Source organism: Microvirga sp. Mcv34, from assembly GCF_024519725.1.
Classification (GTDB): domain Bacteria; phylum Pseudomonadota; class Alphaproteobacteria; order Rhizobiales; family Beijerinckiaceae; genus Microvirga.
This window is the reverse complement of sequence record NZ_JALJRK010000021.1, coordinates 20,035-45,346: the sequence shown is the minus strand read 5'-3', so window position 1 is coordinate 45,346 and position 25,312 is coordinate 20,035. Positions and strand designations below refer to the sequence as shown.

Here is a 25,312-nt window from a genome sequence, read left to right as displayed (position 1 = left end):
CATGAGCGCGGGATTTCCAGGAGGCGGCGTCTCGGCACCGTTCATCCGCTATCCGGTCGCCACCACGCTGCTGATGATCGGGATCCTGTTCGCCGGTCTTGCGGCCTATCCCTTCCTTCCAGTGGCGCCGCTGCCTCAGATCGACTTTCCGACGATTCAGGTCTCGGCGACGCTGCCGGGCGCCAGCCCGCAGACCATGGCCTCGTCGGTCGCTCAGCCCCTCGAACGGCAGTTCGGCCAGATCCCGGGCGTGACCCAGATGTCCTCGGCGAGCGCGCTCGGCTCGACCGCGATCACGATCCAGTTCGATCTCGATCGGAACATCGATGCGGCCGCCCAGGACGTGCAATCGGCCATCAATGCGGCCAGCGGGCAGTTGCCGAAAAATCTGCCGAGCCCGCCGACCTACAGGAAGGTCAACCCAGCCGACACGCCGATCCTCATCATCTCCGTCACCTCCGACGCCCTGCCGCTCACGGAGGTGAGCGACAATGCGGATACCAAGCTCGCCCAGCAGGTGAGCCAGATATCGGGTGTGGCCCAGGTGGTCATCGGCGGCCAGCAGAAGCCCGCGATCAGAGTGCAGCTCGATCCCACGAAGCTGGTGAACAAGAACCTGTCCATGGAGGACGTGCGCGCGAAGCTCGCCATTTCCACGGTCGATGCACCCAAGGGCTCCATCGACGGAGAGACCCGCAGCTTCACCATCTATGCCAACGATCAGCTCGTCTGGGCGGAAGAGTGGAACGACGTCATCGTGGCCTATGCGGAGGGCGCGCCTATCCGGGTGAGGGATATCGGCCGGGCGGTGTCCGGCCCCGAGAACAGCAAGCTCGCCGCCTGGGCCAACGGCAAGCGCGGGGTGTTCCTCATCGTCTTCAAGCAGCCGGGCGCCAACGTGATCGAGACGGTCGACCGAGTGAAGGCCCAACTGCCCCGGCTCGAAGCCGCGATGCCGCCTGCCATCAGGATCGGGGTCCTGAGCGACCGGACCCAGACCATCCGGGCCTCCGTGGCCGACGTGCAGTTCACGCTCCTGATCACCATTGCCCTCGTGGTGTTCGTGATCTTCGTCTTCCTGCGGCGGCTCTGGGCGACGGTCATTCCCAGCGTGACGGTCCCCCTGGCCCTGCTCGGCACCTGCGGGCTGATGTATCTCGCGGGCTACAGCCTCGACAACCTCTCGCTCATGGCGCTGACGATCTCCGTGGGCTTCGTCGTGGACGACGCCATCGTGATGCTCGAGAACATCGTCCGTCACGTGGAGAACGGCGAGACGCCGATGAACGCGGCCTACAAGGGGGCCGGGGAGATCGGCTTCACCATCCTGTCCATCAGCGTGTCCCTGGTCGCCGTGTTCATCCCGCTCCTGCTCATGGGCGGCATCATCGGCCGGCTGTTCCGCGAGTTCTCCATCGTCATGACCATGACGATCGCCGTTTCGGCCATCGTGTCGCTGACGCTGACCCCCATGATGGCCTCCCGCCTTCTCAAGCCGCACGGACCCGAGGAGAGGCACGGCCGGCTCTATCGCTGGCTCGAAGCGTCCTTCACCGCGATGGAGCGCGGTTACGAGCGGGGGCTCGATGCGGTGCTGCGCCATCGCTTCCTCACGCTGCTCGCCTTCTTCGCGACGCTCGCCGCGACGGTCGCGCTGTTCATGGCGATCCCGAAAGGCTTCTTTCCGCAGCAGGATACGGGCTTTCTCGTCGGCACGTCGGAAGCGGCCCAGGACATCTCGTTCAAGGACATGTACGAGCGCCAGCAGGCGCTCGGCGAGATCGTGGGAAGCGATCCGGACGTCGCGACCTTCGCCATGTCGATCGGAGCGGGCAACGGAGCGTCGACCCTCAATACGGGCCGATTCTATATCAGCCTCAAGCCCCGATCGGAGCGCGGCGCCTCCGCGTCCGAGATCATCGCCCGCCTGCGGCCGCAGATCGACAAGGTGGAGGGGGTCCGCCTGTTCCTGCAGGCCTCGCAGGACATCAACGTGGGTGGGCGCCAAGCCCGCACCCAGTACCAGTATACCCTCCAGGACGCCGACCTGGATGAACTGAACGACTGGGCTCCGAAGATCCTGGAAAAGCTCCGTACCCTTCGCGAGCTGCGCGACGTGGCAACCGACCAGCAGGTGAGCGGCACGACCCTGACCCTGACGATCAACCGGGACCAGGCCTCCCGCTTCGGCTTCACGCCGCAGCAGATCGACGACACGCTCTACGATGCGTTCGGGCAGCGGCAGGTCACGCAGTACTTTACCCAGCTCAACAGCTACAACGTGATCCTGGAGGTCCTGCCGGAGCTGCAAGGCGATACGGAAACCCTGAGCCGGATCTACCTGAAGTCTCCGACCTCCGGGCAGCAGGTCCCGCTCTCGACCTTCGCCAGCTGGACGACGCGCAAGATCGCGCCCCTGGCAATCAACCACCAGGGGCAGTTTCCCGCGATCACGATCAGCTTCAACCTCGCGCAGGGCACCGCCCTGGGCGAGGCGACCCAGGCCATCCAGCGGGCCGTGGCTTCGCTCAACCCGCCAGGATCGCTCGCCGGGACGTTCCAGGGCAATGCGCAGGCCTTCCAGGCCTCGCTCGCGACGGTGCCGCTTCTCATCCTGGCAGCGCTCGTGGTCGTCTACCTGATCCTCGGCATCCTCTACGAGAGCTACATCCACCCCATCACGATCCTGTCGACGCTGCCCTCGGCGGGGCTTGGCGCCATCGCGACGCTCATGCTGTTCGGGTTCGACTTCAGCCTGATCGCCTTCATCGGAGTGATCCTGCTCATCGGCATCGTGAAGAAGAACGGCATCATGATGGTGGATTTCGCCATCAGCGCCGAGCGGGACGAGGGGCTCAGCCCCCGCGACGCCATCCGGAAGGCGGCGATCCTGCGCTTCCGGCCGATCATGATGACCACCATGGCGGCGCTTCTCGGCGGCGTGCCGCTCATGCTAGGACACGGCACGGGCTCGGAGATCCGCCAGCCCCTCGGCTATGCCATCGTGGGCGGTCTCGTAGTCAGCCAGGCCCTGACGCTGTTCACGACGCCGGTCGTGTATCTCTACCTCGACAGCCTGTCCCTGGCCGTCCGCTCCTGGTGGTCCGGCCGCCATTCCAAGGCCGCGGAGACGCCGGAGCCGCGTGCCCAGGCGGCCGAATGAGGCGGGTTCCTTGACAGGCCGGCCCGTCTCGACTAAGGCAATCCCGTTCACGCGGTCCTTAACGGGGCCGCGTAACTTTTTACGCTCCCGTGGCCCGGTTCCGGCCGGCCTGTCGTCCCGTCCCTCGAGACGGTCCTTTGGACCTTCTCGGGCATGAAGGGAAGAGGAGGGCGCGTTCCTCGCAGATTCGACAACAAGAGGAACAGCGATGTCGAAGCGCATTCAGGCCAAGCACAAGCTTGACCGCCGCATGGGTCAGAATATCTGGGGCCGCCCGAAGAGCCCCGTGAACCGCCGCGAATACGGCCCCGGCCAGCACGGCCAGCGCCGCAAGGGCAAGATGTCCGACTTCGGCACGCAGCTGCGCGCCAAGCAGAAGCTCAAGGGCTACTACGCGAACATCACCGAGAAGCAGTTCCGCCGCTACTACGCGGAGGCGATCCGCCTGAAGGGCGACTCCGGTGAGAACCTGGTCGGCCTGCTCGAGCGCCGTCTCGACGCGGTCGTGTACCGCGCGAAGTTCGTCGCCACCCCGTTCGCTGCCCGTCAGTTCGTCAACCACGGTCACGTGAAGGTCAACGGCCGCCGCGTCAACATCCCGAGCTATCAGGTGAAGGCCGGCGATGTGATCGAGGTGAAGGACAAGTCGAAGCAGCTTGAGGTCGTCGTCGTGGCGTCCCAGCTCGCCGAGCGTGACGTTCCGGACTACATCGAGGTCGATCACTCCAAGATGACGGCCCGCGTGACGCGCATCCCGACCCTGTCGGAAGTGCCGTACCAGGTCCAGATGGAACCGAACCTCGTGATCGAGTTCTATTCGCGCTAATCCGCGAAGAGCCGGTTTCGAAAACGAAGAAGGCCGCCCTCGGGCGGCCTTTTTTATTGCCTGACGCGCCGGACGTGGATGCGAATCCACGTCCGGCTTTTACGTGCGGATGCCTTACTGCTGCGAGGCGGGACCGCGAGGTCCGTGGCCCATCATACCGGGGCCGTGCTCCATCATCATTCCCGCCCGGCGACCATGATGGCCGTCGCGACCGCCCCGGCCGCGACGCTCGCCCCAGCCGCCGTTGATGGCTTCACGCATGAGGCGCGGTGCGATCCGCTTCTGGTCCTCGCTGAAGCTGTCCCAGAGCGGGCGAAGCGCCTGGGTCAAAGCGGCGGAGCGCTGGGCGCTCTGATTCAGCATCGTGCTGCGCTGCTCGAGGCGCTGCATCATGTCCATGGACCGGCGCTGGTCGCGGTTCTCACGAAACTGCTGCATGCGGGTGTAGCGCTCCGAGGCCGAGGTTCGGATCGCGGTTTCCACCGGCGCCCACAGGCGCTCCTGGTCGGGGGACAGCTTCAGGCCGGCCTTGATCGCCGCGATGCGGGCATCCACGAGCCGGTTGTAATCGTCCTGGCTCAGGCGGGGACGGCGGTTCTGCTGGCCCTGGTCCTGACCGGCAGCCGGCGCGCTCGGCGCAGGATTCTGCTGCTGTGCGAACGCGTAGGTCCCGGATCCTGCAAGCAGGGCGGCCAGAGCGACGGTTGCAAGGGTTTTCATGAATATCCTCCGTGTGGCGATAGGACAAGATTGCTCTCATCCTGCTCTCGCCCAGGTGACCGCCGCATGAACTTTTCGTCATGTGGACAAGGCCGGAGGAGGCGTACCGGGCAGTCCCATCGCCATTCGGGGCTCCGCCGCGCGGCCCCGGAGTGACAAGGAGAGAATAATCCGGGCCTCTACAACTGCTTCAGGAAGCCGGCGAAGCGCATCAGGCCCTCGGGCCAGGGGCCATGGCCGCTCTCGGTGTTCAGGTGACCGGCATCGCCCGCGTCGACGATGGCCGCGCCCCAGGAATAGGCGATGTCCTCGGCCTTGGCGTAGTCGCAATGCGGATCTGTCCTGCTGGCGACGAGAACCGACGGAAAGGGGAAGGGCTCGCGCGGGATCGGCGCGAAGGCCCGGTCGATGGCCGGGATGAAGTCCGGCCGCTCCACGTCAGGCAGGCTGACCAGGAAGGCACCCCGCGCCTTGCTGTTCGCGAGCCGGGGCGCCGCATGGGCGATGGCCAGCACGCCCAGGCTGTGCCCGACGAGCACGACCGGCTTCTCGGCCCGCTCCACGTCGCGCGCGATTCGCTCGACCCAGGCGTCCCTGTTGGGGGCGTCCCAGTTCTCCTGCTCGACGCGCCACGCGGTCGAGAGCTGGCGCTCCCACCGGCTCTGCCAATGATCTTCGCCGGAATTGGTGTGGCCGGGAACGATGAGGATTTCGCAATCGGAGGTTTTCATGACCGGGAGATAAAGACCCGCACTGGCAGGTTCAAGCGCTCCGCTTCGATTAGGGGCAGTCCCACTGGCAGGACCGCGCGCATTCCGGTAATAAAATATTATAACAATAACTTTACCGGACCTCACCCCAAAGCTGCTCACCGCATAACGCGTGAGGTCCGCTGTCGAAAGAGACGGAGATGCTGCGTCAGATCCCGGCCTGGGTGCTTCTAGGATGCACGTTTCTGACCTGCGCCGCTGCTTGTCAGGCTGGCGATACATTCATCATTCAGAAAGGGAAGCCATTCGTCGATCTGCAGGATCCAGCCCTGCTTTCCATGCTTGAGGGTCGAGGCTTTCGCCTCGGCACCATTCTGGATCAGTCCGATGCGCAGACGACGGAGAGGCTTTCCGAACTGAGTCCGGCCTTTCGGACCCTGCGTGGACATATATCACGAGACATGGATGCGCTGAAATCCGAGATGAAGGCGAATGGACGGGACTTGCAGCAAAAGGTGCTGTGGAACGTCGGCCGGAGCTTCAATCCCGACTGGCTTCGTTCGCCTCATGCCCAATTCCAGCTCGTAGGCGTTATCAATCGGCAGGACAGAGCAGATTTCGCAGAGCTGACGCGACCTCGGGAGAGCTGCGGCGAGGTGAGGTTCATCTACCGATTGAGCTACCGGACGACGCGCGGCTGGCTTTCCAGCCTTACCGGTGGCGCCAAGCCTTCGGCTTCGCGAATGCCGTTCAACCTGAATGTCGTCTACGAAAGGCCTCGATCCGCCTTCCAGAATTGCGCAGTAGCCGCGCGGACAGCATTGCCGCAGCGCGATTTCACGCGCAGAGAAGAGTTTCTTGACTGGCTGATATCTGGAATGCTCGATCGAAGCGCGCTGCGCCTCAAACAGATTGAGGTAAATGCCCAGATTGCTCGACTGCCCTCTGAAATGGAACCTGAACTCGGAGGGCAGGCGATCTATCTCATGCGGATCTTCAAGCCGGTCTCCACCGGTGGCAAGTTTGATCTTATTCCCCAGCTTCTCGAGAACACGCCCGATGTCGAGCGCATCAAACAGGATTCCGCATTGCAGCGGGATTTGATCTCGTACATCAGATCCAACATCCCAGCCATCGATCTCGGTGTGTACCAGATCCCCGAGAAATTCCTTGCGACCAAAGCCCTGACATACTCGACCTTTGGCAGTGCGAGGCTTGCTAACCATCCTTTCTCGGCTCTGCTGAAGCCTGAGGAACTCGGGCGTCTGCCCTTTCAGAAAACGAAGCTTGTTCGCTCGCCGCGGGGTGTGATCGCACGTCTCGACAATGGTACCTGCATGGGCTGCCATCAGTCAGGGGCAACCGCTGGGTTTCATTTCTTCGGCCTCGATGACGAGAAGGCCTCGCCGCACAACCGAGTCAAACAGGGCCATTCGGCGCACTATTATGCCGAGTCCAAGCGGAGGGAGGCCTATATAACCGCCCTGTCCATGGGGCGCGAGCCGATCCGCTTCCGCCCCCTTTCTGCGGCGCCGAGCGCAACCTGGGACGGGAACGGCCCTGTCTACCAACCTGCAAATCTGGCCAATGCGTGCATCATGCCGGCCTCTGCGTCGCATCTGTCATCGGCATGGAATTGCCGCGCGGGAACGGTCTGCACCTCGATTGCCGAGAATGGTCGCCTGAGCGTGGAGTTCGGGCAATGCATTCCAGAACGGAGGATCAACATCAGTGCCGGGCTGGCCTGTTTGGCGGGGCGGATCAAAACCGCATCGAAGCCCTTCAATGACGTCATTAATTTGAGCGACGCTCGACGACCGAGCCAAGGACTTGTTTCTGCAAAACATAGCTGTCTCGAGCCTCGCCTTGGAGTCCCAGGCGGCCTGAACTACAGACGATGCCAGCCTCACGATCTCGCCTTCGACCGGTTCGCAAATGGCAATGTGCCGGACGAGATTTGCGGAATGGGCGGCGGGGCAGCCTTCGACCAATGTGCCGCCACAGGCGACTTCACGTCCTGTCTCGATATGAGCATCGTGCGGCAGAACCGACAGATCTGCGGGAAGGACCGATTCTGCCGCGAGGATTATGCCTGCCAGGCGCTCCCTGACGATCTTCCCGGCTCGTCCAGCGTCAAAAAGGATTGGGGCTACTGCTCGCCAACCTACTTTCTCTTCCAGATGCGTCTCGACGGGCACCCGGACCCGTTCTGACCGGCCCTCAAGCGCTCCGCTTCAACTCCATGTTCTGCTCCGCCTCCTTCAGCACGGCCTCCCGCTCCGCGATGTAGTCGCGTGTGACGGGCACCACGTCGTTGCGGCGGGCGAGCTGGACTTGGAAGACGACGGCATCCTGCCAGCGGAAGGCGGATTCGGACATGGCGAGGTAGCATTCCCACATCCGGCAGAAACGCTCATCGTAGAGACGTAGGACCTCCTCTCGATGGGCCATGAAACGCTCGCGCCAAGCCTTCAGGGTATAGGCGTAGTGCAGCCTCAGCACCTCGAGATCGGCCACCACGAGCCCCGCGCGCTCAATGGCGGGCATCATCTCGGACAGGACGGGCAGGTGGCCGCCGGGGAAGATGTATTTCGTAATCCAAGGGTTGGTCGGGTAGGGCGTACCCGTTCTCCCGATGGTGTGGAGAAGCATGACGCCGTCCGGCTTCAGAAGACTCCGGCAGGCCTGGAAATAGGCATCGTAGGAGGATACGCCCACATGCTCGAACATGCCGACCGAGACGATCCGGTCGAAGGCGCCTCTCGTGTCGCGGTAATCCTGAAGCTCGAACCGCACTCGGTCCTGAAGGCAGGCGGTCGCGGACCGCTTGCGCGAGGCCTCCAGCTGCTCCTCCGAGAGGGTGATGCCCTTGACGGAGCCCGCTCCGGCGACCTGGGCCAGATAGAGCCCCATGCCGCCCCAGCCGGAGCCGATATCGAGGACGCTGTGGCCTGGATCGACCAGCAGCTTGGCTGCGATGTGCCGTTTCTTGGCCATCTGCGCCTCTTCGAGGCTCGCGTCGGGGTGGTCGAAATAGGCGCAGGAATACTGGCGGTCGCTGTCGAGGAAGAGGGAGTAGAGCCGGCCGTCCAGGTCGTAATGGTGGGCGACGTTGCGCTTCGACCGGATCGCGTCGTTCTCCGCCCGGCGCAACATCCAGGCCCGGATCTTGCGCAGGCGATGGAGGGGGAGCTCGTCGAGTTCCCCATGGGTATCCTCGAGGAGGAGCTGGAGCAGGTCGAGGATATTGCCCTTTTCGATGACCAGGCGGCCATCGACGAACAATTCGCCGAGTTTCAGCTCCGGGTGTAGGCAGAGGGCCATCTGGGCCGCTGCATCCGTGAACCGGATCTTGACCTGCGGTTCAGCCCCGTCGCCGAAGCTGAAACGCTTGCCCCTGGCCGTTATCATTTCCAGGGTGCCGTGTTTCACGGCCCGCGTGAACGCAAGATCGAGAAGTTTCTCCGACAGCATGGCAACAATCCCCGCGCCGTTGATCTCCTGACTGGGGATTGTCGTTCACTCTGGAAAAATTTCCACCCCCGAGCTATGCGCCGCCTGCGCCGAAGACCCGCGCGAAGATCGTATCCACATGCTTGAAGTGGTAGCCGAGGTCGAAGCAGGCCGCGATCTCGTCCGCGGACAGGTACTTCGTCACGTCGGCATCGCTCTTCAGGAGGGTCAGGAAGTCGCCTTCGCCGCGCCAGACCGGCATGGCGTTCCGCTGGACGAGCCGATAGGCGTCCTCGCGGGACGCGCCCTTCTGGGTCAGCGCCAGGAGAACCCGCTGGGAATGGACCAGGCCGCCGAGGCGGTCCAGGTTCTTCTGCATGTTCTCGGGGTAGACCACCAGCTTGTCGATGACGTTGGTCAGGCGCGCGAGGGCGAAGTCCAGGGTCACGGTGGCGTCGGGGCCGATCATGCGCTCGACAGAGGAGTGGGAAATGTCCCGTTCGTGCCAGAGCGCCACGTTCTCCATGGCCGGCATGGCATAGGCCCGGACCATGCGGGCAAGGCCCGTCAGGTTCTCGGTCAGCACCGGATTGCGCTTGTGCGGCATGGCCGAGGAGCCCTTCTGGCCGGCCGAGAAGAACTCCTCCGCCTCCAGGACCTCGCTCCGCTGCAGGTGGCGCACCTCCGTGGCGAGGCGCTCGATGGAGGACGCGATGACGCCCAGCGTGGCGAAATACATGGCGTGCCGGTCGCGGGGGACGACCTGGGTCGAGACCGGCTCGACCTGGAGGCCCATCTGCTCGGCCACGTATTCCTCGACGCTCGGGTCGATATTGGCGAAGGTGCCGACCGCCCCCGAGATCGCGCAGGTGGAGATTTCCCGCCGCGCCTCGATCAGGCGGATCTTGCAACGCTCGAACTCGGCATAGGCCTGCGCCAGCTTGAGGCCGAAGGTGGTGGGCTCCGCGTGGATGCCGTGCGAGCGGCCGATGGTCGGCGTCATCTTGTGCTCGAAGGCTCGGCGCTTGATGGCCGCGAGGAGCTCGTCGAGGTCGCGCAGCAGCAGGTCGGACGCGCGGGCGAGCTGCACGTTGAAGGTGGTGTCGAGCACGTCCGAGGAGGTCATGCCCTGGTGGACGAAACGGGCCTCGGGGCCGACGATCTCGGCCAGGTGAGTCAGGAAGGCAATGACGTCGTGCTTGACCTCGCGCTCGATGGCGTCGATCCGCTCCACGTCGAAGGTGGCCTTGGAGCCCTTCTCCCAGACCGTTTCCGCCGCCTCCTTCGGCACGACGCCGAGATTGGCGAGCGCCGTCGTGGCATGGGCCTCGATCTCGAACCAGATGCGGAACTTGGTTTCCGGCGACCAGATGGCCACCATCTCGGGACGGCTGTAACGGGGGATCATGGCTTTCCACTTCCACGCGGGTGATATGCCCGCGCGGTAGCACGATAGCCCTGTGATCTCAACGCGCCTTTGCTGCCGCCTCGCGAATGGCCGCCATGTTGGCCGCGTAGGCCGACGGGCCGCCCTTGAAGGTGGCGGAGCCGGCAACGAGCACGTTGGCCCCGGCTTCGGCCACCAGCGGCGCGGTCTCGGGCGTCACGCCGCCATCGATCTCGATATCGATGTCCCGGTTCCCGACCATCTCCTTGATCCGGCGCAGCTTGTGGCAGACGGATGGGATGAAGGCCTGTCCGCCGAAGCCCGGATTGACGGTCATCAGGAGGATCAGGTCAACCTCGTCGATCACCGGCTCGATGGAGCCTTCATGGGTGCCGGGATTGAGGACGATGCCGGCCTTCTTGCCGAGCTTGCGGATGGTCTGGAGCGAGCGGTGCAGGTGCGGCCCGGCCTCGGCATGGATGCTGATGATGTCCGCACCCGCGTTCGCGAAGGCTTCCAGGTAGGGATCGACCGGGGCGATCATCAGGTGGACGTCGAAGGGCTTGGACGTATGAGGGCGCAAGGCCTTCACCACGTCGGGCCCGATGGTGATGTTCGGCACGAAATGCCCGTCCATCACGTCGATATGGATCCAGTCCGCGCCGGCGGCGTCGATGGCGCGGATTTCTTCTCCGAGCTTCGAGAAGTCGGAGGCGAGGATGGAGGGGGCGATGAGGAGCGGGCGTGTCATGCCGCGCCGGTAGCACGAGCCTTTTCCCGCCGCAACGGGGCATTGAGCCACCTGCCAGAACCAATTCAAGACCACTTGGCTGGGGAGAGGTCCCATTGCGACAGGAAAGTCATGGACGGCATTCCGTCAACGGGAGTAAAGATGGCCCCGTCACAAGGATACGAGTTCGCTTTTCACACGAAGCGACGTGAATGGGGCAGGGTCTTCATGCGTAAGGATGTGGTTGTTCTTGGGGCCGGCATCGTCGGCGTGTCGATTGCCGTGCACCTGCAGAAGCGGGGCCGGTCGGTTCTCCTGGTCGACAAGCGCAAGCCGGGCGAAGAGACCTCTTTCGGCAATGCTGGCCTGATCCAGCGCGAAGGCGTCTATCCTTACGGCTTTCCGCACGATTTCGGTGCCCTGCTGCGCTATGCCCTGAACAACACCATCGACGCCCATTACCATTGGGCCGCGATCCCGAAGCTCGCGCCCTTCCTGTGGCAGTACTGGATGCATTCCCGCCCCGCCCAGCACAAGGCCATCGCCCGGATGTACGCGCCTCTCATCGAGCGCAGCGTCACCGAGCACATGGCGCTGGCGGAGGAATCCGGATCGACGCATCTGATCCGCCCGACCGGCTGGATGAAGGTGTTCCGCGACGAGAAGAGCCGCGACGAGCAGTTCAAGGACGCGGAAGCCGTCAAGCGCGATTTCGGCGTGAACTTCGATGCGCTCGACACCCGGTCGGTCGCTGAGCGCGAGCCGCATCTCAAGGTGGAGACGAAGGGCGGCATCCATTGGACCGACCCGGCCTCCGTGTCCGATCCGCACATGCTGACCATGGGGTATGTCGGGCTCTTCGAGAGCCTCGGCGGCGAGCTGGCGTCGGGCGATGCTCGGACCCTTGAGCGGACATCGACCGGTTGGCGCGTGCAGACGGAGAAGGGGCCGGTCGAGGCCCGCGATGTGGTCATCGCCCTGGGCGCCTGGGCCGACGTACTCACGACGAAGCTCGGCTACAACCTGCCGCTCGCGGTCAAGCGCGGCTACCACATGCACTACAAGCCCGCGGGCAATGCAGTTCTCAACCGCCCGACGCTCGATTTCGACCGGGGCTATTTCCTCGCCCCGATGACGAAGGGCATCCGCCTCACGACGGGAGCCGAATTCGCCAACCGGGACGCGCCGAAGACCCCGGTTCAACTCGCCCGGGCCGAGCCCATCGCCCGGGACTTCTTCCCCCTTGGGGAACGCGTCGATCCGGAGCCCTGGATGGGCATGCGCCCCTGCACCCCGGACATGATGCCGATCATCGGCCCGGCGCCGAAGCATAAGAACCTCTGGTTCGGCTTCGGCCACGCCCATCACGGCCTGACCCTCGGCCCGGTGACGGGTCGGCTCCTGGCCGAGATGATCACTGGCGAGACGCCTGTCGTCGATCCGAAGCCGTATCGGGCGGACCGGTTTTAGCCGCGGGGCTTTTGTGATTGCCGGTCGCGCCGGGGAATGCGTGATCAGGGAACTTGATGTGAAATAGAGTTTCGTGTCTGCTGGGCATGTATTCTGGTCCCGAAGGACCATGCAAGGCAGGTGATCTTTGAAACTCTTTTTCGCACCCCTTTCACCCTTCGTCCGCAAGGTTCTCGTGACCGCCTACGAGACGCATCAGGAGCATCTCATTGAGCGGGTGAACAGCGCTCCTCATCCCGTCAATCGTGATGAGGCCATTGCTCACTACAATCCCCTCGGTCAGGCGCCGACAGTCGTCACCGACGAGGGTGAGGCGCTCTATGGGAGCCGCGTGATCTGCGAGTACCTCGACGCTCGCTCAAACGGTCTAAAGGTCTTTCCGGCTGCTGGCTCTGATCGATGGGAAGCCTTGGTTCAGCAGGCCCTCGGCGACGGCATCACGGATGCGGCGTTGCTCGCCCGCTATGAGCAGACCGTACGTCCTGCCGAGTTGCGCTGGGAAGCCTGGCGGGACACGCAACTGACGAAGGTCACGGCAGGCCTCGATGAGGTGGATCGGCTGGCAACAACCTTCGGCGATAAGGTGATCATCCCGATGATCACCATTGCCTGCGCGATCGGCTATCTGGATTTCCGCTTCGGCGATCTGAATTGGCGCTCGGGAAGGCCACATGCATCGCAATGGTATGAGCGTTTTGCCGCTCGACCCTCGATGATGGCAACACGACCGGAGGCGTAAAGGCTGAGGCCCGTGGGCTGCCTTTTTCAATCAGGTTGAGCTGTCGTCGGCCCATCGGTCCCGCCAGGCAGGCTGTGCGCCCGGATAGGGCAGGGCTGTCGCTTCATAGACGCCGCGCGCGATGGCGCGGGTCAGCGCGTCGGCGGCAAGCGCGGTGAGTTCCGTGAACTCCGCCGCCTCGTCCTGGAGCGGCTTCCGTCCCGTGGCGGCGGTGAAAACCGTGTCGCCGTCGAACAGGGCGTGGGAAAAGCGTAGGGCCCGGGCAAGGCCGGCATGAGACGCGATGGCGAGGCGCTTGGCCTGCGCCTTCGTCAGGACCGCGTCGGTCGCCACGAGCGCTATGGTCGTGGCCGGTTGCGGGCCGCCTTTCCAGATGAGCCTGCGTTTTACCGCGTCGACATGCTCGGGATGCCCATAACCGCCGAATTCCGCACCTTCCTCCAGGGCGCCGGCCCAGAAATACGGGCCGTCGCCGATGACCGCCGAGGCGATGCTGTTCACCACCACGAGCGCCCCGATAGTGTGCCCCGCGGACGTGACGGCGCTAGCCGAACCGAGGCCGCCCTTGAAGTTCGCCGTCGTGGCGCCGTAGCCGCCCCCGGACGTGCCGAGGGCGAAATCGAGGCCTGCCTGGCGGGCCGCTTCGTAGCCGAGCTCCCGATAGGGCGGGTAACGGCCCCAATCCTTGTTGCCGCCGTTGATGAGGTCGAAGATGCAGGCCTGCGGGACCAGGGGAACGAGCGCCTCACGGACGGCAAAGCCGATTCCCTGTTCACGAAGGTAGGCCTGAACCCCGCTGGCCGCGTCGAGGCCGAAGGCGGAGCCGCCGGAGAGCGCAACTGCGTGGATGCCTGGCGCCATCTTATCCGGGTCGAGCAGGTCGGTCTCGCGGGTCGCCGGAGCACCACCCATGACGAAGGCCGAAGCGACGGCCGGCTCGTCGAAGAGCGCGACGGTCACGCCGGAGCCGAGGTCGGCATCCTGCGCATTGCCGATCCGAAGACCGGGAACATCGGTGATGAGGTTGCGGCGCTGTGTCATGCGGTCAAGCAAACCGAATTTCGGCGGCCTTCACAAGCTGGAGAACGGGCCTTTCACCGCCTTTCTCAAGCGGTCGCGACAGGATAGAAGGCTTCCATGCTCAGTGTTTCCTATCCGGCCGCGGCGCTCGGCGGCCTCATCAGTTTTTTAAGTCCCTGCGTCCTGCCGCTGGTGCCGCCCTACCTGTCGTTCCTCGCCGGCACCACCTTCGACCGGCTGAGCGCGGGCGACGACCGGGCCGTGCGGCGGCGCGCGATCCTGGCGGCGCTGCTGTTCGTGGCGGGCTTCTCGACCGTCTTCGTGCTGCTCGGAGCCACCGCGTCGGCCCTGGGCCAGGCGATCCGGCAATATCTCGATGTGCTGAGCACGGTGGCGGGCATCGCCATCATCGTGATGGGCCTGCATTTCCTCGGGCTCTTCCGCATCGGCCTGTTCTACCGCGAGGCTCGGTTCCAGGTGACGAAGCCCGTGGGGCTCTGGGGCGCCTACGTGATGGGCCTCGCCTTCGCCTTCGGCTGGACCCCCTGCATCGGCCCCGTCCTGGCCGCGATCCTGACGGTTGCCGGCTCGGAGGACAGCGTGTCCTACGGCGCCCTCCTGCTCGCCGCCTATTCGGCCGGGCTCGGCATTCCCTTCCTGCTCGCCGCCTTCGCCATGAAGCCGTTCGTGGCGCTCCTGAAGCGCATGCGCTCCCGCTTCGGCATGATCGAGAAGGTCATGGGCGTCCTCCTCGTCCTCACCGGCATCGCCTTCCTCACCGGCTGGATCGGCAACATGTCGTTCTGGCTCCTGGAGACGTTCCCGGCGCTGGGGCGGCTGGGGTAGGGCCTCACAGGAATCGGGTCGTCCAGAGATCTGATGTTTGGCATTCAGGTGATCCCAAATGGAGATCACCCATGTCGTTCCAAATCCGCGGCCTCGATGCCGAGCCTTTTGCGCCTCTGTTCGACCTGAATGAAGCCGGCCTCAGTGCGATCGGCGCCGAGCGCGTCCATGCCGATGAAGCCGATGCCTATCCGTGTCGCGTATCCCTGACCCGCGTCGCCGTCGGGGAGGAGCTTCTGCTGCTCAACCATGCCCACCAGACGACGGCGACGTCGCCCTACCGCGCGGCCGGCCCGATCTTCGTCAGCCGCTCAGGGAAAACGGGGCTGTATCGGGGCGAGTTGCCGCCGATGATGCGGGAGCGGCTCCTGTCCCTGCGGGCCTATGATGCGAAGGCCTTCATCGTCGATGCGGAGGTAGCCGAGGGGGACGACGTTCTGCAGGTGATCGAGCGCTTCTTCGCCGACCCGCACGTTGCGCATATCGACGCCCATTTCGCCCGGCGCGGCTGCTTCGCGGCGCGGATCGGGCGGGCCTGATCAGGCGTCGCTCCCGACCCTGTGCCCGGCAGCGTTCAGGGCCGCCATGGCCTTGTCCGCGGCGTCCGCCTTCACCAGCACGTAATCGGTGCTGAAGGTGGAGGTGGCGAAGATGCCGATACCGGCGCCGGCCAGCGGCGCGAGCACGGAAGCCAGGATTCCCGGAACACTGAAATCGAAGCTCTGCTCGATGCGGAAGCAGCGCCAACCGGCATCGATGTCGGCTTCCGGCGGAGCTTGGTCGAGGGGGCAAACGAGCGTCGTCTCCTCGGCAGCCTGGACGAGCAGCGTGAAGCCGCCGGGTGCAGGTGCCGCGACGGGCGTGCCGGACTGGAAACGGCAGACGGCGTAAATGCCCTTGAGCAGGGACAGGTTGAGAGCGGGCATGGTCACCATTTCTGAGAAGGCGGTCGGACGTTCAATTCTTACGTCATGGTCTCCCACGTCATCACCGGCCTCGTGCCGGTGATCCCGATTGGAAGACTGCGGCGCTTCACGGCAACCTCATGGCCGGGCTTGTCCCGGCCATGAGGTGGGGTGTGCTGTTTCCGTAATCACGCGCAGCGGAGGAGGCGGGAAACCATCGAACGCCGCCTGATCATGGATTCCATTTCCGTACTTCGAGCGCCCGATATGAGGTCCAGGATCATCCACGATCCATAAGAAAACCCGCCCTGTCGCCAGGGCGGGTTTCCGAATGTCGGCTGTCGGGCCGATCAATTACATGGACATCTCGTTGCCCGTGTAGTCGATCTTGCCGTCGGCGCCCTTCTTCCAGACGTACATGACGTAGTCCGGACGGGTGATGTCGCCCTTCTTGTCGAAGGAGAGATCGCCGATGACGGTCTTGAAGGGCTTGCCGGCCTTCATGACGTCGGCAACCTTCTTGCCGTCGACGCTGCCGGCCTGCTTGGCGGCTTCCGCCAGGATCTGAGCGGCCGCGTAGCTGTAGAGCGTGTAGGCTTCCGGCTCGTAGTTCTTGGCCTTGAACTTGGCCACCACGTCCTTGGCGTTCGGGTTCTTGCGCGGATCCGGCGAGAAGGTCATCAGGGTGCCTTCGGCGCCCGGGCCGGCGATCGAGACGAACTCGGCCGACACGATGCCGTCGCCCGACATGAGCGGGGCGTTCAGGCCCTGGTCGCGCATCTGGCGGATGATGAGGCCGGCTTCCGTGTGGAGACCGCCGAAGTAGACGACGTCGACGCCAGCCTGCTTCAGCTTCGACACGAGAGCGGAATAGTCCTTCTCGCCCGGGTTCACGCCTTCATAGACGACTTCCTTCAGACCCTTGGAGTTCATGGTCTTCTGGGTCTCGTCGGCAAGGCCCTTACCGTAGGGGGTCTTGTCGTGAATGACGGCGACCTTCTTGCCCTTGAACTTGTCGGCGAGGTAGCTGCCGGCAACGAGGCCCTGCTGGTCGTCGCGACCGCAGGTGCGGAACGTGTTCCACATGCCGCGCTCGGTGAACTGCGGGTTGGTCGAGGCAGGCGAAACCTGGACGATGCCGGCTTCCTCGTACACGGAGGAGGCGGGGATCGACACGCCGGAGTTGAAGTGGCCGACAACGAACTTCACGCCCTCGGCTGCGAACTTGTTCGCCACCGACACGCCCTGCTTCGGGTCGGACACGTCGTCGCCGACGACAACCACGAGCTTCTGCCCGTTGATGCCGCCAGCGGCGTTGATGTCTTCGACAGCCTGCTCGACGCCGTTCTTCAGCTGGGCGCCGAAGGCCGCGTTCGGGCCGGTGATGGGGCCAGCGACGCCGATCTTGATCTGGGCGCTGGCGGCGCTGGAGAAGGCGAGGCCAAGACCAAGCGCCACGCCGGTCAACAGCAGTTTTTTCATGAGGTCACTCCTCTGGGTGGTTTTATAGGCCCCCCTTCCTTTGGGGGCCGGTTTGACGGTAGATCCGTCATCCAAGGTAACATCATGCTGTTTTTTAAGCGGATGTCACCTGGGAATTTTCAAGGCCGGAGCGTCGGACCCAAAAGTGGAAACCACTTTTGGGATCAATCCGATGCACCGTCTTCTTAAAGCGGTGTTTCGTTCGGTGCGGAAAGCGTGATCCACCTTTCCGCACAATGCGTTTAGCCCTTGGTCGCAGACGCCTTTTCCCGCCAGGAGAAGGGGCCGGTCCGCTCGTAGAGCCAGCGGTATTGGGTGGTCATCATGCGGGCGCGGCGGTATCGGAAACCCAGCGCCCCGATGATCAGCAGCACGATGGTGTCGACGGCATAATAATGGATCGACAGAAGCGTGCCCCCGAATAGGGCGAAGTGGATGAAGCGCACCGCGGCGCCGAGGATGAACAGGTAGACGATCAGGGTCCAGAACGGACGCCAGGTGAGGGCGATGGCCCGCCCGGTCATCCAGGCCGCCCAGCCGCCCATGATCACGGTGATGAGAAGAAAGAGCCAGATCGAAGGCTCTTCGTAGAGGATGCCCTGCATCAGTGATGCCCCCCTTCGAGATAGGCTGCCCGGACTTGCGGATTCTCGAGCAGTTCCTTGCCGGTGCCGCTCATGGTGATGTTGCCCGTCACCATCACGTAGCCGCGATGGGCCAGCTTGAGGGCATGGTAGGCGTTCTGCTCCACCAGGAAGACCGTCATGCCGTCCTTCTGGTTCAGCTCCTTGATGATCTCGAAGATCTGCTTCACGATCAGGGGCGCCAGACCGAGCGACGGTTCGTCCAGGAGGAGGAGCTTCGGGCGGCTCATGAGCGCCCGGGCGATGGCCAGCATCTGCTGCTCGCCGCCCGACAGGGTGCCGCCACGCTGCTGCAGGCGCTCCTTGAGGCGCGGGAACAGGGTGCAGACCCGCTCAAGATCCTGGTCGAAATGCGCCATGTTGTGCAGGGACGCGCCCATCTGCAGGTTCTCGAACACCGTCATGCGCGGAAAGATGCGCCGGCCTTCGGGAGACTGGGCGATCGACATGCGGGCGATCTCATGGGTGGCCATCTTGGTGATGTCCTGGCCCGCATAGGTGATCTTGCCCTCACGACAGCGTGGGTTGCCGAAGATCGTCATCATCAGGGTGGACTTGCCCGCCCCGTTGGCGCCGATCAGCGTGACGATCTCGCCTTCGTGGACATCCATGTCGACGCCCTTGAGGGCGATGATGTTACCGTAATAGGTCTTCACGCCTCGGACGCTGAGAAGCGGCTGGCGGCCCGCATCGATGGCGGCCTGTTGAATGCTCGTTGCAGCGGTCATGCGCCGATCTCCGCTTCGACCTTTTCGACTTCCTCGTCGGCCACGCCCAGATAGGCGGCGATGACCTTGGGATCGTTCCTGACCTCGACGGGGGCGCCGTCCGAGATCTTGGTGCCGTAATCGAGCACCACCACGTGGTCCGAGATCTGCATCACGACAGACATGTCGTGCTCGATCAGGAGGATCGACGTGCCATTGTCCTTGCGGATCGACAGGAGCAGCTCGTTGAGCTCCAGGGACTCGCGCGGATTGAGGCCGGCCGCCGGCTCGTCAAGGCAGAGCAGGAGCGGGTCGGTGCACATGGCGCGGGCGATCTCCAGGCGGCGCTGGTCGCCGTAGGGAAGGTCGCCGGCCGGGTCGTCGGCGCGGTGCATCAGACGGGCCTTCTCCAGCCAGTACTTGGCCTTCTCGATGGCCTCCTTCTCGGCCTTGCGGTAGCCCCCGATCCCGAGAATGCCCAGGAAGGTGAAGCCCGAGGCGATCATGAGCGGGTTGTGCTGGGCCACCAGCAGGTTCTCGAGCACGGTCATGCCGGAGAACAGGCGGATGTTCTGGAAGGTGCGGGCGACCTTGCCCTTCCAGTTGATGTCGTAACCCGGCAGCCGCTCCAGGAGCAGGTGCGAACCGTCCGGCTTGCGAAGGGCGACCATGCCCTCCGACGGCTTGTAGAAGCCTGTGATGCAGTTGAAGACCGTGGTCTTTCCCGCTCCGTTGGGACCGATGAGAGCGGTGATGTCGCCGCGCCCGGCCTGGAAGGAGAGGTCGTTGACGGCGACGAGGCCGCCGAAGCGCATCGTGAGATGCTGTACGTCGAGGATGGGATCCTGCAGCCAGCGCATTAGCCGTGTCCTTCCTTCACGAGCGAGCCCGAAATGGCCTTGCGCTCTTTCAAGATCACCGAGGGTTCACGTTCCGAGATGAGGCCGCGCGGACGCCATACCATCATGGCCACCATGCCGGCCCCGAAGAGGAGCAGGCGGTATTCGTTCGGGTCGAAGCCCGATCCGAAGATGGCTTGGAGGAAGGTCAGGTTGCGCAGGATCTCGGGGCCGCCGACCAGCACGATGGCCGCGATGGCGACGCCGATCTGCGAACCCATGCCGCCGAGCACCACGATGGCCAGGATGATCGCCGATTCCAGGAAGTTGAAGCTTTCCGGGGAGACGAAGCCCTGGCGGACCGCGAAGAACGAGCCCGCGAAGCCGCCGAACATGGCGCCGATGGCGAAGGCCGTCAGCTTGGTGTTCGTGGTGTTGATGCCAAGGGACCGGCAGGCGATCTCATCCTCGCGCAGGGCCTCCCAGGCTCGTCCCACGGGCAGCTTGCGCAGGCGCATGGTCACGAAGTTGGTGATCAGTGCCAGCACCAGGATCAGGTAGTAGAGGAAGATGATCCGGTGCATGCCGTTGAATTCGAGCCCGAAGGTCTGCGCGAAGCCGCCTTCGCCCGCGGTAAACGGGATGCCGAAGAAGGTCGCGCGCGGGATCGACGAGATGCCGGCGCCGCCGTTGGTCAGGTCCACCCAGTTGATGAGGACGAGGCGGACGATCTCGCCAAAGGCAAGGGTCACGATGGCGAGATAATCGCCGCGCAGACGCAACACCGGGAAGCCGAGGATCATGCCCCAGAACGCGGCGAGGATGCCGGCGAGGGGCAGGCAGATCCAGAACGACAGGCCGAAGGTGGTCGAGAGCAGGGCGTAGGAATAGGCCCCGACCGCGTAGAAGGCCACATAGCCGAGATCGAGTAGACCCGCGAGGCCCACCACGATGTTCAGACCCCAGCCGAGCATCACGTAGGTGAGGATCAGGATGCCCAGGTCAACCCAGTAGCGCGACTCGTTCAGGCCGCCCTGGATCAGGTAGATGATCACCGGGAAGCACAAGGCCACCCCCAGGAAGAAGGGAATGGCGAACTTGGAGACGTGCTGGAACGCGCTCGGCTCCGCATGGACCGGCTCCGTCGCCTGGTGCGAGCTGGGCGTCGCCTGGCGATAGGCCCTGGAGGCCGTGAAGGCGTGCAGCACGAGGCGCATGCCGAACACGATGGCGCAGATGATCGCCACCAGTCCCCACCGGGGGGTGAGGAAGAGGTCGGCGCCGGACTGGTCCGTCTTGTAGGCGAGGATCGGGATCGACAGGCCCAACATGATCAGGGCCGTCTTCAGCGAATCCTTCAGGGCGGCACCCAGGTCGAAGGCCCGCGTCACGGCCTGGGTCTGGCCCGCGGTGGTGATGGAAGGAGCGTTCATGCTTTCAGGCCCCTTAAACCTTCTCGACCTCAGGCCGTCCGAGAATACCGGAGGGCATGAAGATCAGAACAATGGCGAGGATCGAGAACGCGGCCACATCCTTGTACTCGATCGAGAAATAGGCCGACCAGAAGGTCTCGATGAGGCCGATGATCAGCCCGCCCAGGACCGCACCCGGCAGGGAGCCGATGCCGCCCAGGACCGCTGCCGTGAAGGCCTTCACGCCCGGGACGAAGCCGTCGTTGAAGCTCACCACGCCATAATACAGCAGATACATGGTGCCAGCGACGGCCGCGAGCGACGCGCCGATCACGAAGGTGAGGGAGATCGTGCGGTCCACGTTGATGCCGAGAAGGGCGGCCATCTTGCGGTCCTGCTCGCAGGCGCGCTGGGCGCGGCCGAGGGAGGTCTTCTGGACGACGTACCAGAAGATCGAGAGCAGCACGGCCGTGACGACCATGATGATGATCTGCTTGTAGGACAGGGCGACGTTGTAGCCGCTCTCGCCCTGAAACAGCACGATCACGTCCTGGACCATCGGCGGGGTCGGCTTGTTGCGAGCGCCCTGGGCCACCTGGACGAAGTTGGACAGGAAGATCGAGACGCCGATGGCCGAGATCAGCGGCGCTAGTCGGAACGAGCCCCGCAGGGGCCGGTAGGCGATCCGCTCGATGGCCCAGCCCCACAGGGAGGTGAGCACCATGGCGATGATCAGAACGAAGAACAGCGCCAGCACCACCGACGAGATCCCGAGCCAGGTGGTCAGGATCAGGAAGAAGATCAGGGCGATGAAGGCGGACAGCATGAAGACGTCGCCGTGGGCGAAGTTCACCATGCCGATGATGCCGAAGACCATCGTGTAGCCGATGGCGATGAGGCCGTAGATAGACCCGAGAGTCAGCCCGTTGATGAGCTGCTGCACAAAAATTTCCATGTCCTACCCTTGCCCCTCTGGAATGGGGTCATTCTTGGGAAACGCTGCAGGAAAGCACGATGCCAAAGCAACGCCAAGCCTGTCGTAAGATGTTGGTGTCTCTAGCAAACGGAATTTCGTTCGACAACTTTCTGTTAAGTTTCCTATTCCCGCTTATGATGGAATAAGCGGCAGGGGCTGATGCAATACTGGGCAAGTCCCGTTCTGCCTACCGCTTCCAAAGGCTAAGGCCAGGAACCATATGAGGCCGAACGGCCTTGTGCTCTGCCCTGAAAGCGTGGAAGAGGCTTGTCTGGAACATCATGTTGAAGTCTCAAGCCTCTCCCGATTCCGCCGCCACAGGTGCCGCCAGCCCCGATGCCGTTCTCTTTAGGGAAGGTATGAGCCGGGTGACGGCGGCCGTTCACGTGGTCACGACCGACGGCGCGACAGGGCGCGCGGGCTTCACGGCCACGGCCGTCACCACAGTGACGGACAGCCCGCCCTCGCTCCTGGTCTGCGTCAACACCAGCTCCCGCTCGGCCCAGTCGCTCTTGGCCAACCGGGTGTTCTGCGTGAATACCTTGAGCGCCGAGGATCAGGCGCTTGCGGACATCTTTGCAGGGCGCACCGGGCTCCAGGGGCAGGAGCGCTTCACGATCGGGGAATGGGACAAGCTCGACACGGGCGCGCCCGCCCTTCGGACAAGCCTCGTCTCCTTCGATTGCCGCATCGCCGAGGCGCGGATCATCGCGACCCATCACGTCATTATCGGTGAGATCGTCCGCATCCGGTTGGGCGACCGTCAGCCGACACTCGTCTATCAGGGACGGCACTACCGAAAGCTCTGAAATCTGTGGACAAATGGAAAGGCCTCCTCACCCGCCGTCGCCGGCACATGAGGAGGCCTCCCGGTCCTGAAGGCCACAGGATGGCCTTCCTCAGGGGAACGGGCGAGGAGCCGGACGGTTTCAGCTCGGCCGTATTGGAAATCCGAAAAAGAAAAAGCCCTTCACGGGGGCTGTGAAGGGCTTTGAGGGTCTCGAAGACCTGGGGGCACATGGCCTTCGTGATGGAATAATGCCCGCAGGTAGGCTTGGTTCCGGACCAGATCATTAAAAATCCGTTAACCGAACCGAGCGGCAAGGGCACTTCGGCCAAGGCTGGAACCATCCCGCCCGCTCATCCTTGAAACCCAGGAAGAATTTCAAGGAAACCCGATGTTCAAGCTGATCAGAAACATTTTCATCCTCCGTCAGGCCTGGAAGCTGATGAAGCGTCGGCGCTGAAGCAGGCGCAGACGCTACCTGCCTCTCGCGGGCCCTGGCGCGTAGGGGCTCCAGCCCGTGACCTGCACGAAGCCGTCGCTCGCCGCGACGACCATATGTCTGCGGTGCTTGTGGACGAGAGTGCCCGGCCGGTAACGGTGCGGCTCCTCCCAGCCCGTGGCCTCCCATACATAAACGTAGCGGGACTCGATCTGGGCGAAGGCCTCGATCGACCCGAAGGCCCGGATGGTGCGCATGACGTCCCGGACGCTTCCCGCCCAACGGATCGTCCGCTGCGTCTGGGTGATCCGGGGCCAGTAGCTCCCGGGACCCTGCGGGCGCGCTTCTTCCCAAAGCCGAGGAAGATCCTCGGACAGCTGCAGGGAAATATCCTTGGCGGCGATTTGGCACTTGGCGAGAAGCGTGTCGTGCGTCTCCGTCCCGCTTAAGGAAAACCGTGCCTGGGCCACGATGGCGCCCGTGTCGAAGGAGGGCTCCAGCCGGTGGGTCGTCAGGCCCCATTCCGCGTGGCCGTCCAGGATTGCCTGGAAGAGCGGGTAGGGCCCGCGTCCCATCGGGAGCGGGGAGGGATGAAAGTTGACAGCGAAGGGAAGGTGACGCTCCCAGCCGGTGACCAGCCAGGGATAGCCCGCCACGACGAGGGCCTGGCACCCCAGGGCCCTCAAGCCGGCCAGATCCGCCGGGAGGATCCGCGACAGCTGGATCGGCAGCCTCAAGGCGCGGGCGCGGGCGACCGTGACATCGTTGAAGTCGTAAATGCCGTCGCAGGGCCGGCTGAAGAGTTTGACCGGCTCCCAGCCGCGGGCGAGCAACGTCTCGAAAACATCTCCGAGAAAATCGATTCCGGCGAAGGCAAAGCGCATTCCCGGTGATCTCCTTATCCAGTGTGCCCGGCTCACACGTGTTTCCAGGCAATCAACGCAACATCGCAGGAATGTGCAACCCCGTCGGCTTGCGGGAACTTGGAATCACACTCAAGATTTAGCCTTGAGCATAGGGCAGGGAACCGCCTGTGCCATTGGGGCGGATACCTGTCTTTAGGGCTCGCTGGAGCTTGAGAGAAGGAGTTCGCATGGTATCCCAGGACTTCATCCGCCAGATGGAAGGCTACGGGCTGACGACCGCCAAGATCCTCTACCGCATGCCTGATCACCCGAGCTTCCTGCAGACCTATATCTGGCAGGAATACGATCTGGCTCCCCGGTTCCCCGTCCTCATCGACTTTCTCGACTTCTGGAAGCGCGAACTCGCCGGGCCCTTGCATTCAGTCACCGTCTCCCATGCCCATCTGATCAAGCCGGCGGAATTCCGGGCGGTCCAGGGTGAGATCAACATTCATTGAGCCATGTGGCCTCAAACCCTTGGCCCCGGACCTTAAGTCAGGTAGAGAGGCGCCCTGAGCATCCCCGAACCTGCCAGGGCTCCTTGTTTTCCAACGCGCGCACTTCCCAAATTCTGCTCGCCCTTGCCTCACAGCCCGGCGAGCGCCTCACCGTGCGCCAGATCATGACGGTGCTCCAGGACAGGGCCTTCGCTCTGCTGATCGTCCTCCTCGGCCTGCCGAACTGCCTGCCCATGCCGCCGCCTATTCCCCTGGTCTGCGGCCTGCTGCTCGCCCTCGTCGCCATCCAGATCACCTTCGGCCGAGAGGCCCCCTGGCTGCCGCGCCAGCTCCTGAACCGGTCCGTGGCCCGCACCGACGTGGAGCGGGCCGTCGGGCGGGCGCTCCCGGTCTTTCGCCGGCTGGAGCGCATCTCCCGTCCGCGCATGACCTTCCTCGACACCCCCGTCTCCATGCGGGTCATGGGCGCGGTCATCCTGATCCTGGCCCTGGGCCTGCTGTTCGCGCCCCCGTTCGTCGGCCAGATCCCCCTGGGGCTGGCCGTATGCCTCGTCGGTCTCGGCCTCGTGGAGCGCGACGGCCTGGTCATCATCGCCGGCCTGGTCATCGGCTCCATCGGCCTGACCCTGAGTCTCGGCTTCGTCTACGCGATCTTTGCCGGGATCGAGACGCTTTTCTAGGAGGCGCGGCGGCC

Annotated in this window: 24 protein-coding genes; 10 read left to right on the top strand and 14 right to left on the bottom strand. The window is 64.0% G+C overall.

What is annotated here, in order from left to right; genetic code table 11:
* Position 1 precedes the first annotated feature (1 nt).
* Positions 2–3,163 (top strand): multidrug efflux RND transporter permease subunit, encoded by a 3,162-nt coding sequence (locus tag OC446_RS13425; RefSeq protein ID WP_262029532.1) that lies wholly within the window; start codon positions 2–4, stop codon positions 3,161–3,163.
* Between the two features lie 208 nt (positions 3,164–3,371).
* Entirely contained in the window at positions 3,372–3,989 is a 618-nt protein-coding gene (gene rpsD, locus OC446_RS13420; RefSeq protein ID WP_262029531.1) for a 30S ribosomal protein S4, read from the top strand.
* A 114-nt stretch (positions 3,990–4,103) separates the two neighbouring features.
* On the opposite strand, the gene OC446_RS13415 is transcribed toward rpsD, so the two are convergent.
* Positions 4,104–4,709, bottom strand: coding sequence for a Spy/CpxP family protein refolding chaperone (locus OC446_RS13415; protein WP_262029530.1), 606 nt, complete (start codon positions 4,707–4,709; stop codon positions 4,104–4,106).
* A gap of 179 nt (positions 4,710–4,888) precedes the next feature.
* Positions 4,889–5,440 carry an RBBP9/YdeN family alpha/beta hydrolase gene (locus OC446_RS13410; protein ID WP_262029529.1) on the bottom strand — a complete coding sequence of 184 codons (552 nt, stop codon included), beginning with the start codon at positions 5,438–5,440 and terminating at the stop codon, positions 4,889–4,891.
* Between the two features lie 179 nt (positions 5,441–5,619).
* Between OC446_RS13410 and OC446_RS13405 the strand changes: the two genes are divergently transcribed.
* Entirely contained in the window at positions 5,620–7,632 is a 2,013-nt protein-coding gene (locus OC446_RS13405; RefSeq protein ID WP_262029528.1) for a hypothetical protein, read from the top strand.
* 7 nt (positions 7,633–7,639) lie between these two features.
* Here OC446_RS13405 and OC446_RS13400 read toward each other — a convergent pair whose 3' ends face one another.
* The 3 genes from OC446_RS13400 to rpe form a co-directional block, all read right to left on the bottom strand.
* Positions 7,640–8,893, bottom strand: coding sequence for a cyclopropane-fatty-acyl-phospholipid synthase family protein (locus OC446_RS13400; protein WP_315986503.1), 1,254 nt, complete (start codon positions 8,891–8,893; stop codon positions 7,640–7,642).
* A gap of 73 nt (positions 8,894–8,966) precedes the next feature.
* Positions 8,967–10,280 (bottom strand): adenylosuccinate lyase, encoded by a 1,314-nt coding sequence (gene purB, locus OC446_RS13395; RefSeq protein WP_262029527.1) that lies wholly within the window; start codon positions 10,278–10,280, stop codon positions 8,967–8,969.
* A 58-nt stretch (positions 10,281–10,338) separates the two neighbouring features.
* Positions 10,339–11,010, bottom strand: a complete 672-nt coding sequence (gene rpe, locus OC446_RS13390; RefSeq protein WP_262029526.1) for a ribulose-phosphate 3-epimerase — start codon at positions 11,008–11,010, stop codon at positions 10,339–10,341.
* Positions 11,011–11,217: 207 nt separating this feature from the next.
* On the opposite strand from rpe, the gene OC446_RS13385 reads away from it, so the two are divergent.
* Positions 11,218–12,459, top strand: coding sequence for an NAD(P)/FAD-dependent oxidoreductase (locus OC446_RS13385; protein WP_262029525.1), 1,242 nt, complete (start codon positions 11,218–11,220; stop codon positions 12,457–12,459).
* 127 nt (positions 12,460–12,586) lie between these two features.
* Positions 12,587–13,198 (top strand): glutathione S-transferase family protein, encoded by a 612-nt coding sequence (locus tag OC446_RS13380; protein WP_262029524.1) that lies wholly within the window; start codon positions 12,587–12,589, stop codon positions 13,196–13,198.
* 30 nt (positions 13,199–13,228) lie between these two features.
* Here the strand turns inward: OC446_RS13380 and OC446_RS13375 are convergent, their stop codons facing one another.
* Positions 13,229–14,239, bottom strand: coding sequence for a P1 family peptidase (locus tag OC446_RS13375; protein ID WP_262029523.1), 1,011 nt, complete (start codon positions 14,237–14,239; stop codon positions 13,229–13,231).
* Between the two features lie 96 nt (positions 14,240–14,335).
* On the opposite strand from OC446_RS13375, the gene OC446_RS13370 reads away from it, so the two are divergent.
* Both OC446_RS13370 and OC446_RS13365 read left to right on the top strand, forming a co-directional pair.
* A complete protein-coding gene (locus OC446_RS13370; RefSeq protein WP_262029522.1) occupies positions 14,336–15,064 on the top strand; it encodes a cytochrome c biogenesis CcdA family protein in 729 nt (242 codons plus the stop codon).
* 71 nt (positions 15,065–15,135) lie between these two features.
* Complete coding sequence (locus tag OC446_RS13365; protein ID WP_262029521.1) at positions 15,136–15,603, top strand: DUF1203 domain-containing protein; 468 nt, start codon at positions 15,136–15,138, stop codon at positions 15,601–15,603.
* On the opposite strand, the gene OC446_RS13360 is transcribed toward OC446_RS13365, so the two are convergent.
* The 7 genes from OC446_RS13360 to OC446_RS13330 form a co-directional block, all read right to left on the bottom strand.
* A complete protein-coding gene (locus OC446_RS13360) occupies positions 15,604–15,990 on the bottom strand; it encodes an ACT domain-containing protein (protein WP_262029520.1) in 387 nt (128 codons plus the stop codon).
* A gap of 333 nt (positions 15,991–16,323) precedes the next feature.
* Entirely contained in the window at positions 16,324–17,451 is a 1,128-nt protein-coding gene (locus OC446_RS13355) for a branched-chain amino acid ABC transporter substrate-binding protein (RefSeq protein WP_262029519.1), read from the bottom strand.
* Positions 17,452–17,693: 242 nt separating this feature from the next.
* On the bottom strand, positions 17,694–18,056 hold the full coding sequence (locus OC446_RS13350; RefSeq protein WP_262029518.1) for a DUF6867 family protein: 363 nt from the start codon (positions 18,054–18,056) through the stop codon (positions 17,694–17,696).
* The gene (locus OC446_RS13345; RefSeq protein WP_114945028.1) at positions 18,056–18,823 is read right to left on the bottom strand and encodes an ABC transporter ATP-binding protein; all 768 of its coding nucleotides are present in this window, start codon (positions 18,821–18,823) and stop codon (positions 18,056–18,058) included. Before OC446_RS13345 ends, OC446_RS13350 begins: the two co-directional genes overlap by 1 nt.
* Positions 18,820–19,662: an ABC transporter ATP-binding protein gene (locus tag OC446_RS13340; RefSeq protein ID WP_315986502.1), complete on the bottom strand. Its 843-nt coding sequence runs from the start codon at positions 19,660–19,662 to the stop codon at positions 18,820–18,822. Before OC446_RS13340 ends, OC446_RS13345 begins: the two co-directional genes overlap by 4 nt.
* The gene (gene livM / locus OC446_RS13335) at positions 19,662–21,074 is read right to left on the bottom strand and encodes a high-affinity branched-chain amino acid ABC transporter permease LivM (RefSeq protein ID WP_262029517.1); all 1,413 of its coding nucleotides are present in this window, start codon (positions 21,072–21,074) and stop codon (positions 19,662–19,664) included. The genes OC446_RS13340 and livM overlap by 1 nt, the downstream gene beginning before the upstream one ends.
* A gap of 13 nt (positions 21,075–21,087) precedes the next feature.
* Positions 21,088–22,008 carry a branched-chain amino acid ABC transporter permease gene (locus tag OC446_RS13330; protein WP_181053284.1) on the bottom strand — a complete coding sequence of 307 codons (921 nt, stop codon included), beginning with the start codon at positions 22,006–22,008 and terminating at the stop codon, positions 21,088–21,090.
* Positions 22,009–22,310: 302 nt separating this feature from the next.
* Between OC446_RS13330 and OC446_RS13325 the strand changes: the two genes are divergently transcribed.
* Entirely contained in the window at positions 22,311–22,838 is a 528-nt protein-coding gene (locus tag OC446_RS13325; protein ID WP_262029516.1) for a flavin reductase family protein, read from the top strand.
* A 452-nt stretch (positions 22,839–23,290) separates the two neighbouring features.
* On the opposite strand, the gene OC446_RS13320 is transcribed toward OC446_RS13325, so the two are convergent.
* Positions 23,291–24,139, bottom strand: a complete 849-nt coding sequence (locus OC446_RS13320) for a methionyl-tRNA formyltransferase (protein WP_262029515.1) — start codon at positions 24,137–24,139, stop codon at positions 23,291–23,293.
* A 209-nt stretch (positions 24,140–24,348) separates the two neighbouring features.
* Between OC446_RS13320 and OC446_RS13315 the strand changes: the two genes are divergently transcribed.
* Both OC446_RS13315 and OC446_RS13310 read left to right on the top strand, forming a co-directional pair.
* Positions 24,349–24,618: an usg protein gene (locus OC446_RS13315; protein ID WP_262029514.1), complete on the top strand. Its 270-nt coding sequence runs from the start codon at positions 24,349–24,351 to the stop codon at positions 24,616–24,618.
* 83 nt (positions 24,619–24,701) lie between these two features.
* Positions 24,702–25,298, top strand: a complete 597-nt coding sequence (locus tag OC446_RS13310) for an exopolysaccharide biosynthesis protein (protein ID WP_262029513.1) — start codon at positions 24,702–24,704, stop codon at positions 25,296–25,298.
* The last annotated feature ends 14 nt before the right edge of the window (positions 25,299–25,312 follow it).

Coding starts and splice junctions, on each gene's coding strand:
- OC446_RS13375 (WP_262029523.1), bottom strand. CDS start 14,239: ATGACACAGCGCCGCAACCTCATCACCGATGTTCCCGGTCTTCGGATC.
- OC446_RS13425 (WP_262029532.1), top strand. CDS start 2: ATGAGCGCGGGATTTCCAGGAGGCGGCGTCTCGGCACCGTTCATCCGC.
- OC446_RS13415 (WP_262029530.1), bottom strand. CDS start 4,709: ATGAAAACCCTTGCAACCGTCGCTCTGGCCGCCCTGCTTGCAGGATCC.
- OC446_RS13340 (WP_315986502.1), bottom strand. CDS start 19,662: ATGCGCTGGCTGCAGGATCCCATCCTCGACGTACAGCATCTCACGATG.
- OC446_RS13400 (WP_315986503.1), bottom strand. CDS start 8,893: ATGCTGTCGGAGAAACTTCTCGATCTTGCGTTCACGCGGGCCGTGAAA.
- OC446_RS13325 (WP_262029516.1), top strand. CDS start 22,311: ATGTTGAAGTCTCAAGCCTCTCCCGATTCCGCCGCCACAGGTGCCGCC.
- OC446_RS13355 (WP_262029519.1), bottom strand. CDS start 17,451: ATGAAAAAACTGCTGTTGACCGGCGTGGCGCTTGGTCTTGGCCTCGCC.
- OC446_RS13330 (WP_181053284.1), bottom strand. CDS start 22,008: ATGGAAATTTTTGTGCAGCAGCTCATCAACGGGCTGACTCTCGGGTCT.
- rpsD (WP_262029531.1), top strand. CDS start 3,372: ATGTCGAAGCGCATTCAGGCCAAGCACAAGCTTGACCGCCGCATGGGT.
- OC446_RS13320 (WP_262029515.1), bottom strand. CDS start 24,139: ATGCGCTTTGCCTTCGCCGGAATCGATTTTCTCGGAGATGTTTTCGAG.
- OC446_RS13385 (WP_262029525.1), top strand. CDS start 11,218: ATGCGTAAGGATGTGGTTGTTCTTGGGGCCGGCATCGTCGGCGTGTCG.
- OC446_RS13410 (WP_262029529.1), bottom strand. CDS start 5,440: ATGAAAACCTCCGATTGCGAAATCCTCATCGTTCCCGGCCACACCAAT.
- OC446_RS13360 (WP_262029520.1), bottom strand. CDS start 15,990: ATGCCCGCTCTCAACCTGTCCCTGCTCAAGGGCATTTACGCCGTCTGC.
- purB (WP_262029527.1), bottom strand. CDS start 10,280: ATGATCCCCCGTTACAGCCGTCCCGAGATGGTGGCCATCTGGTCGCCG.
- OC446_RS13350 (WP_262029518.1), bottom strand. CDS start 18,056: ATGCAGGGCATCCTCTACGAAGAGCCTTCGATCTGGCTCTTTCTTCTC.
- OC446_RS13345 (WP_114945028.1), bottom strand. CDS start 18,823: ATGACCGCTGCAACGAGCATTCAACAGGCCGCCATCGATGCGGGCCGC.
- rpe (WP_262029526.1), bottom strand. CDS start 11,010: ATGACACGCCCGCTCCTCATCGCCCCCTCCATCCTCGCCTCCGACTTC.
- livM (WP_262029517.1), bottom strand. CDS start 21,074: ATGAACGCTCCTTCCATCACCACCGCGGGCCAGACCCAGGCCGTGACG.
- OC446_RS13365 (WP_262029521.1), top strand. CDS start 15,136: ATGTCGTTCCAAATCCGCGGCCTCGATGCCGAGCCTTTTGCGCCTCTG.
- OC446_RS13405 (WP_262029528.1), top strand. CDS start 5,620: ATGCTGCGTCAGATCCCGGCCTGGGTGCTTCTAGGATGCACGTTTCTG.
- OC446_RS13315 (WP_262029514.1), top strand. CDS start 24,349: ATGGTATCCCAGGACTTCATCCGCCAGATGGAAGGCTACGGGCTGACG.
- OC446_RS13370 (WP_262029522.1), top strand. CDS start 14,336: ATGCTCAGTGTTTCCTATCCGGCCGCGGCGCTCGGCGGCCTCATCAGT.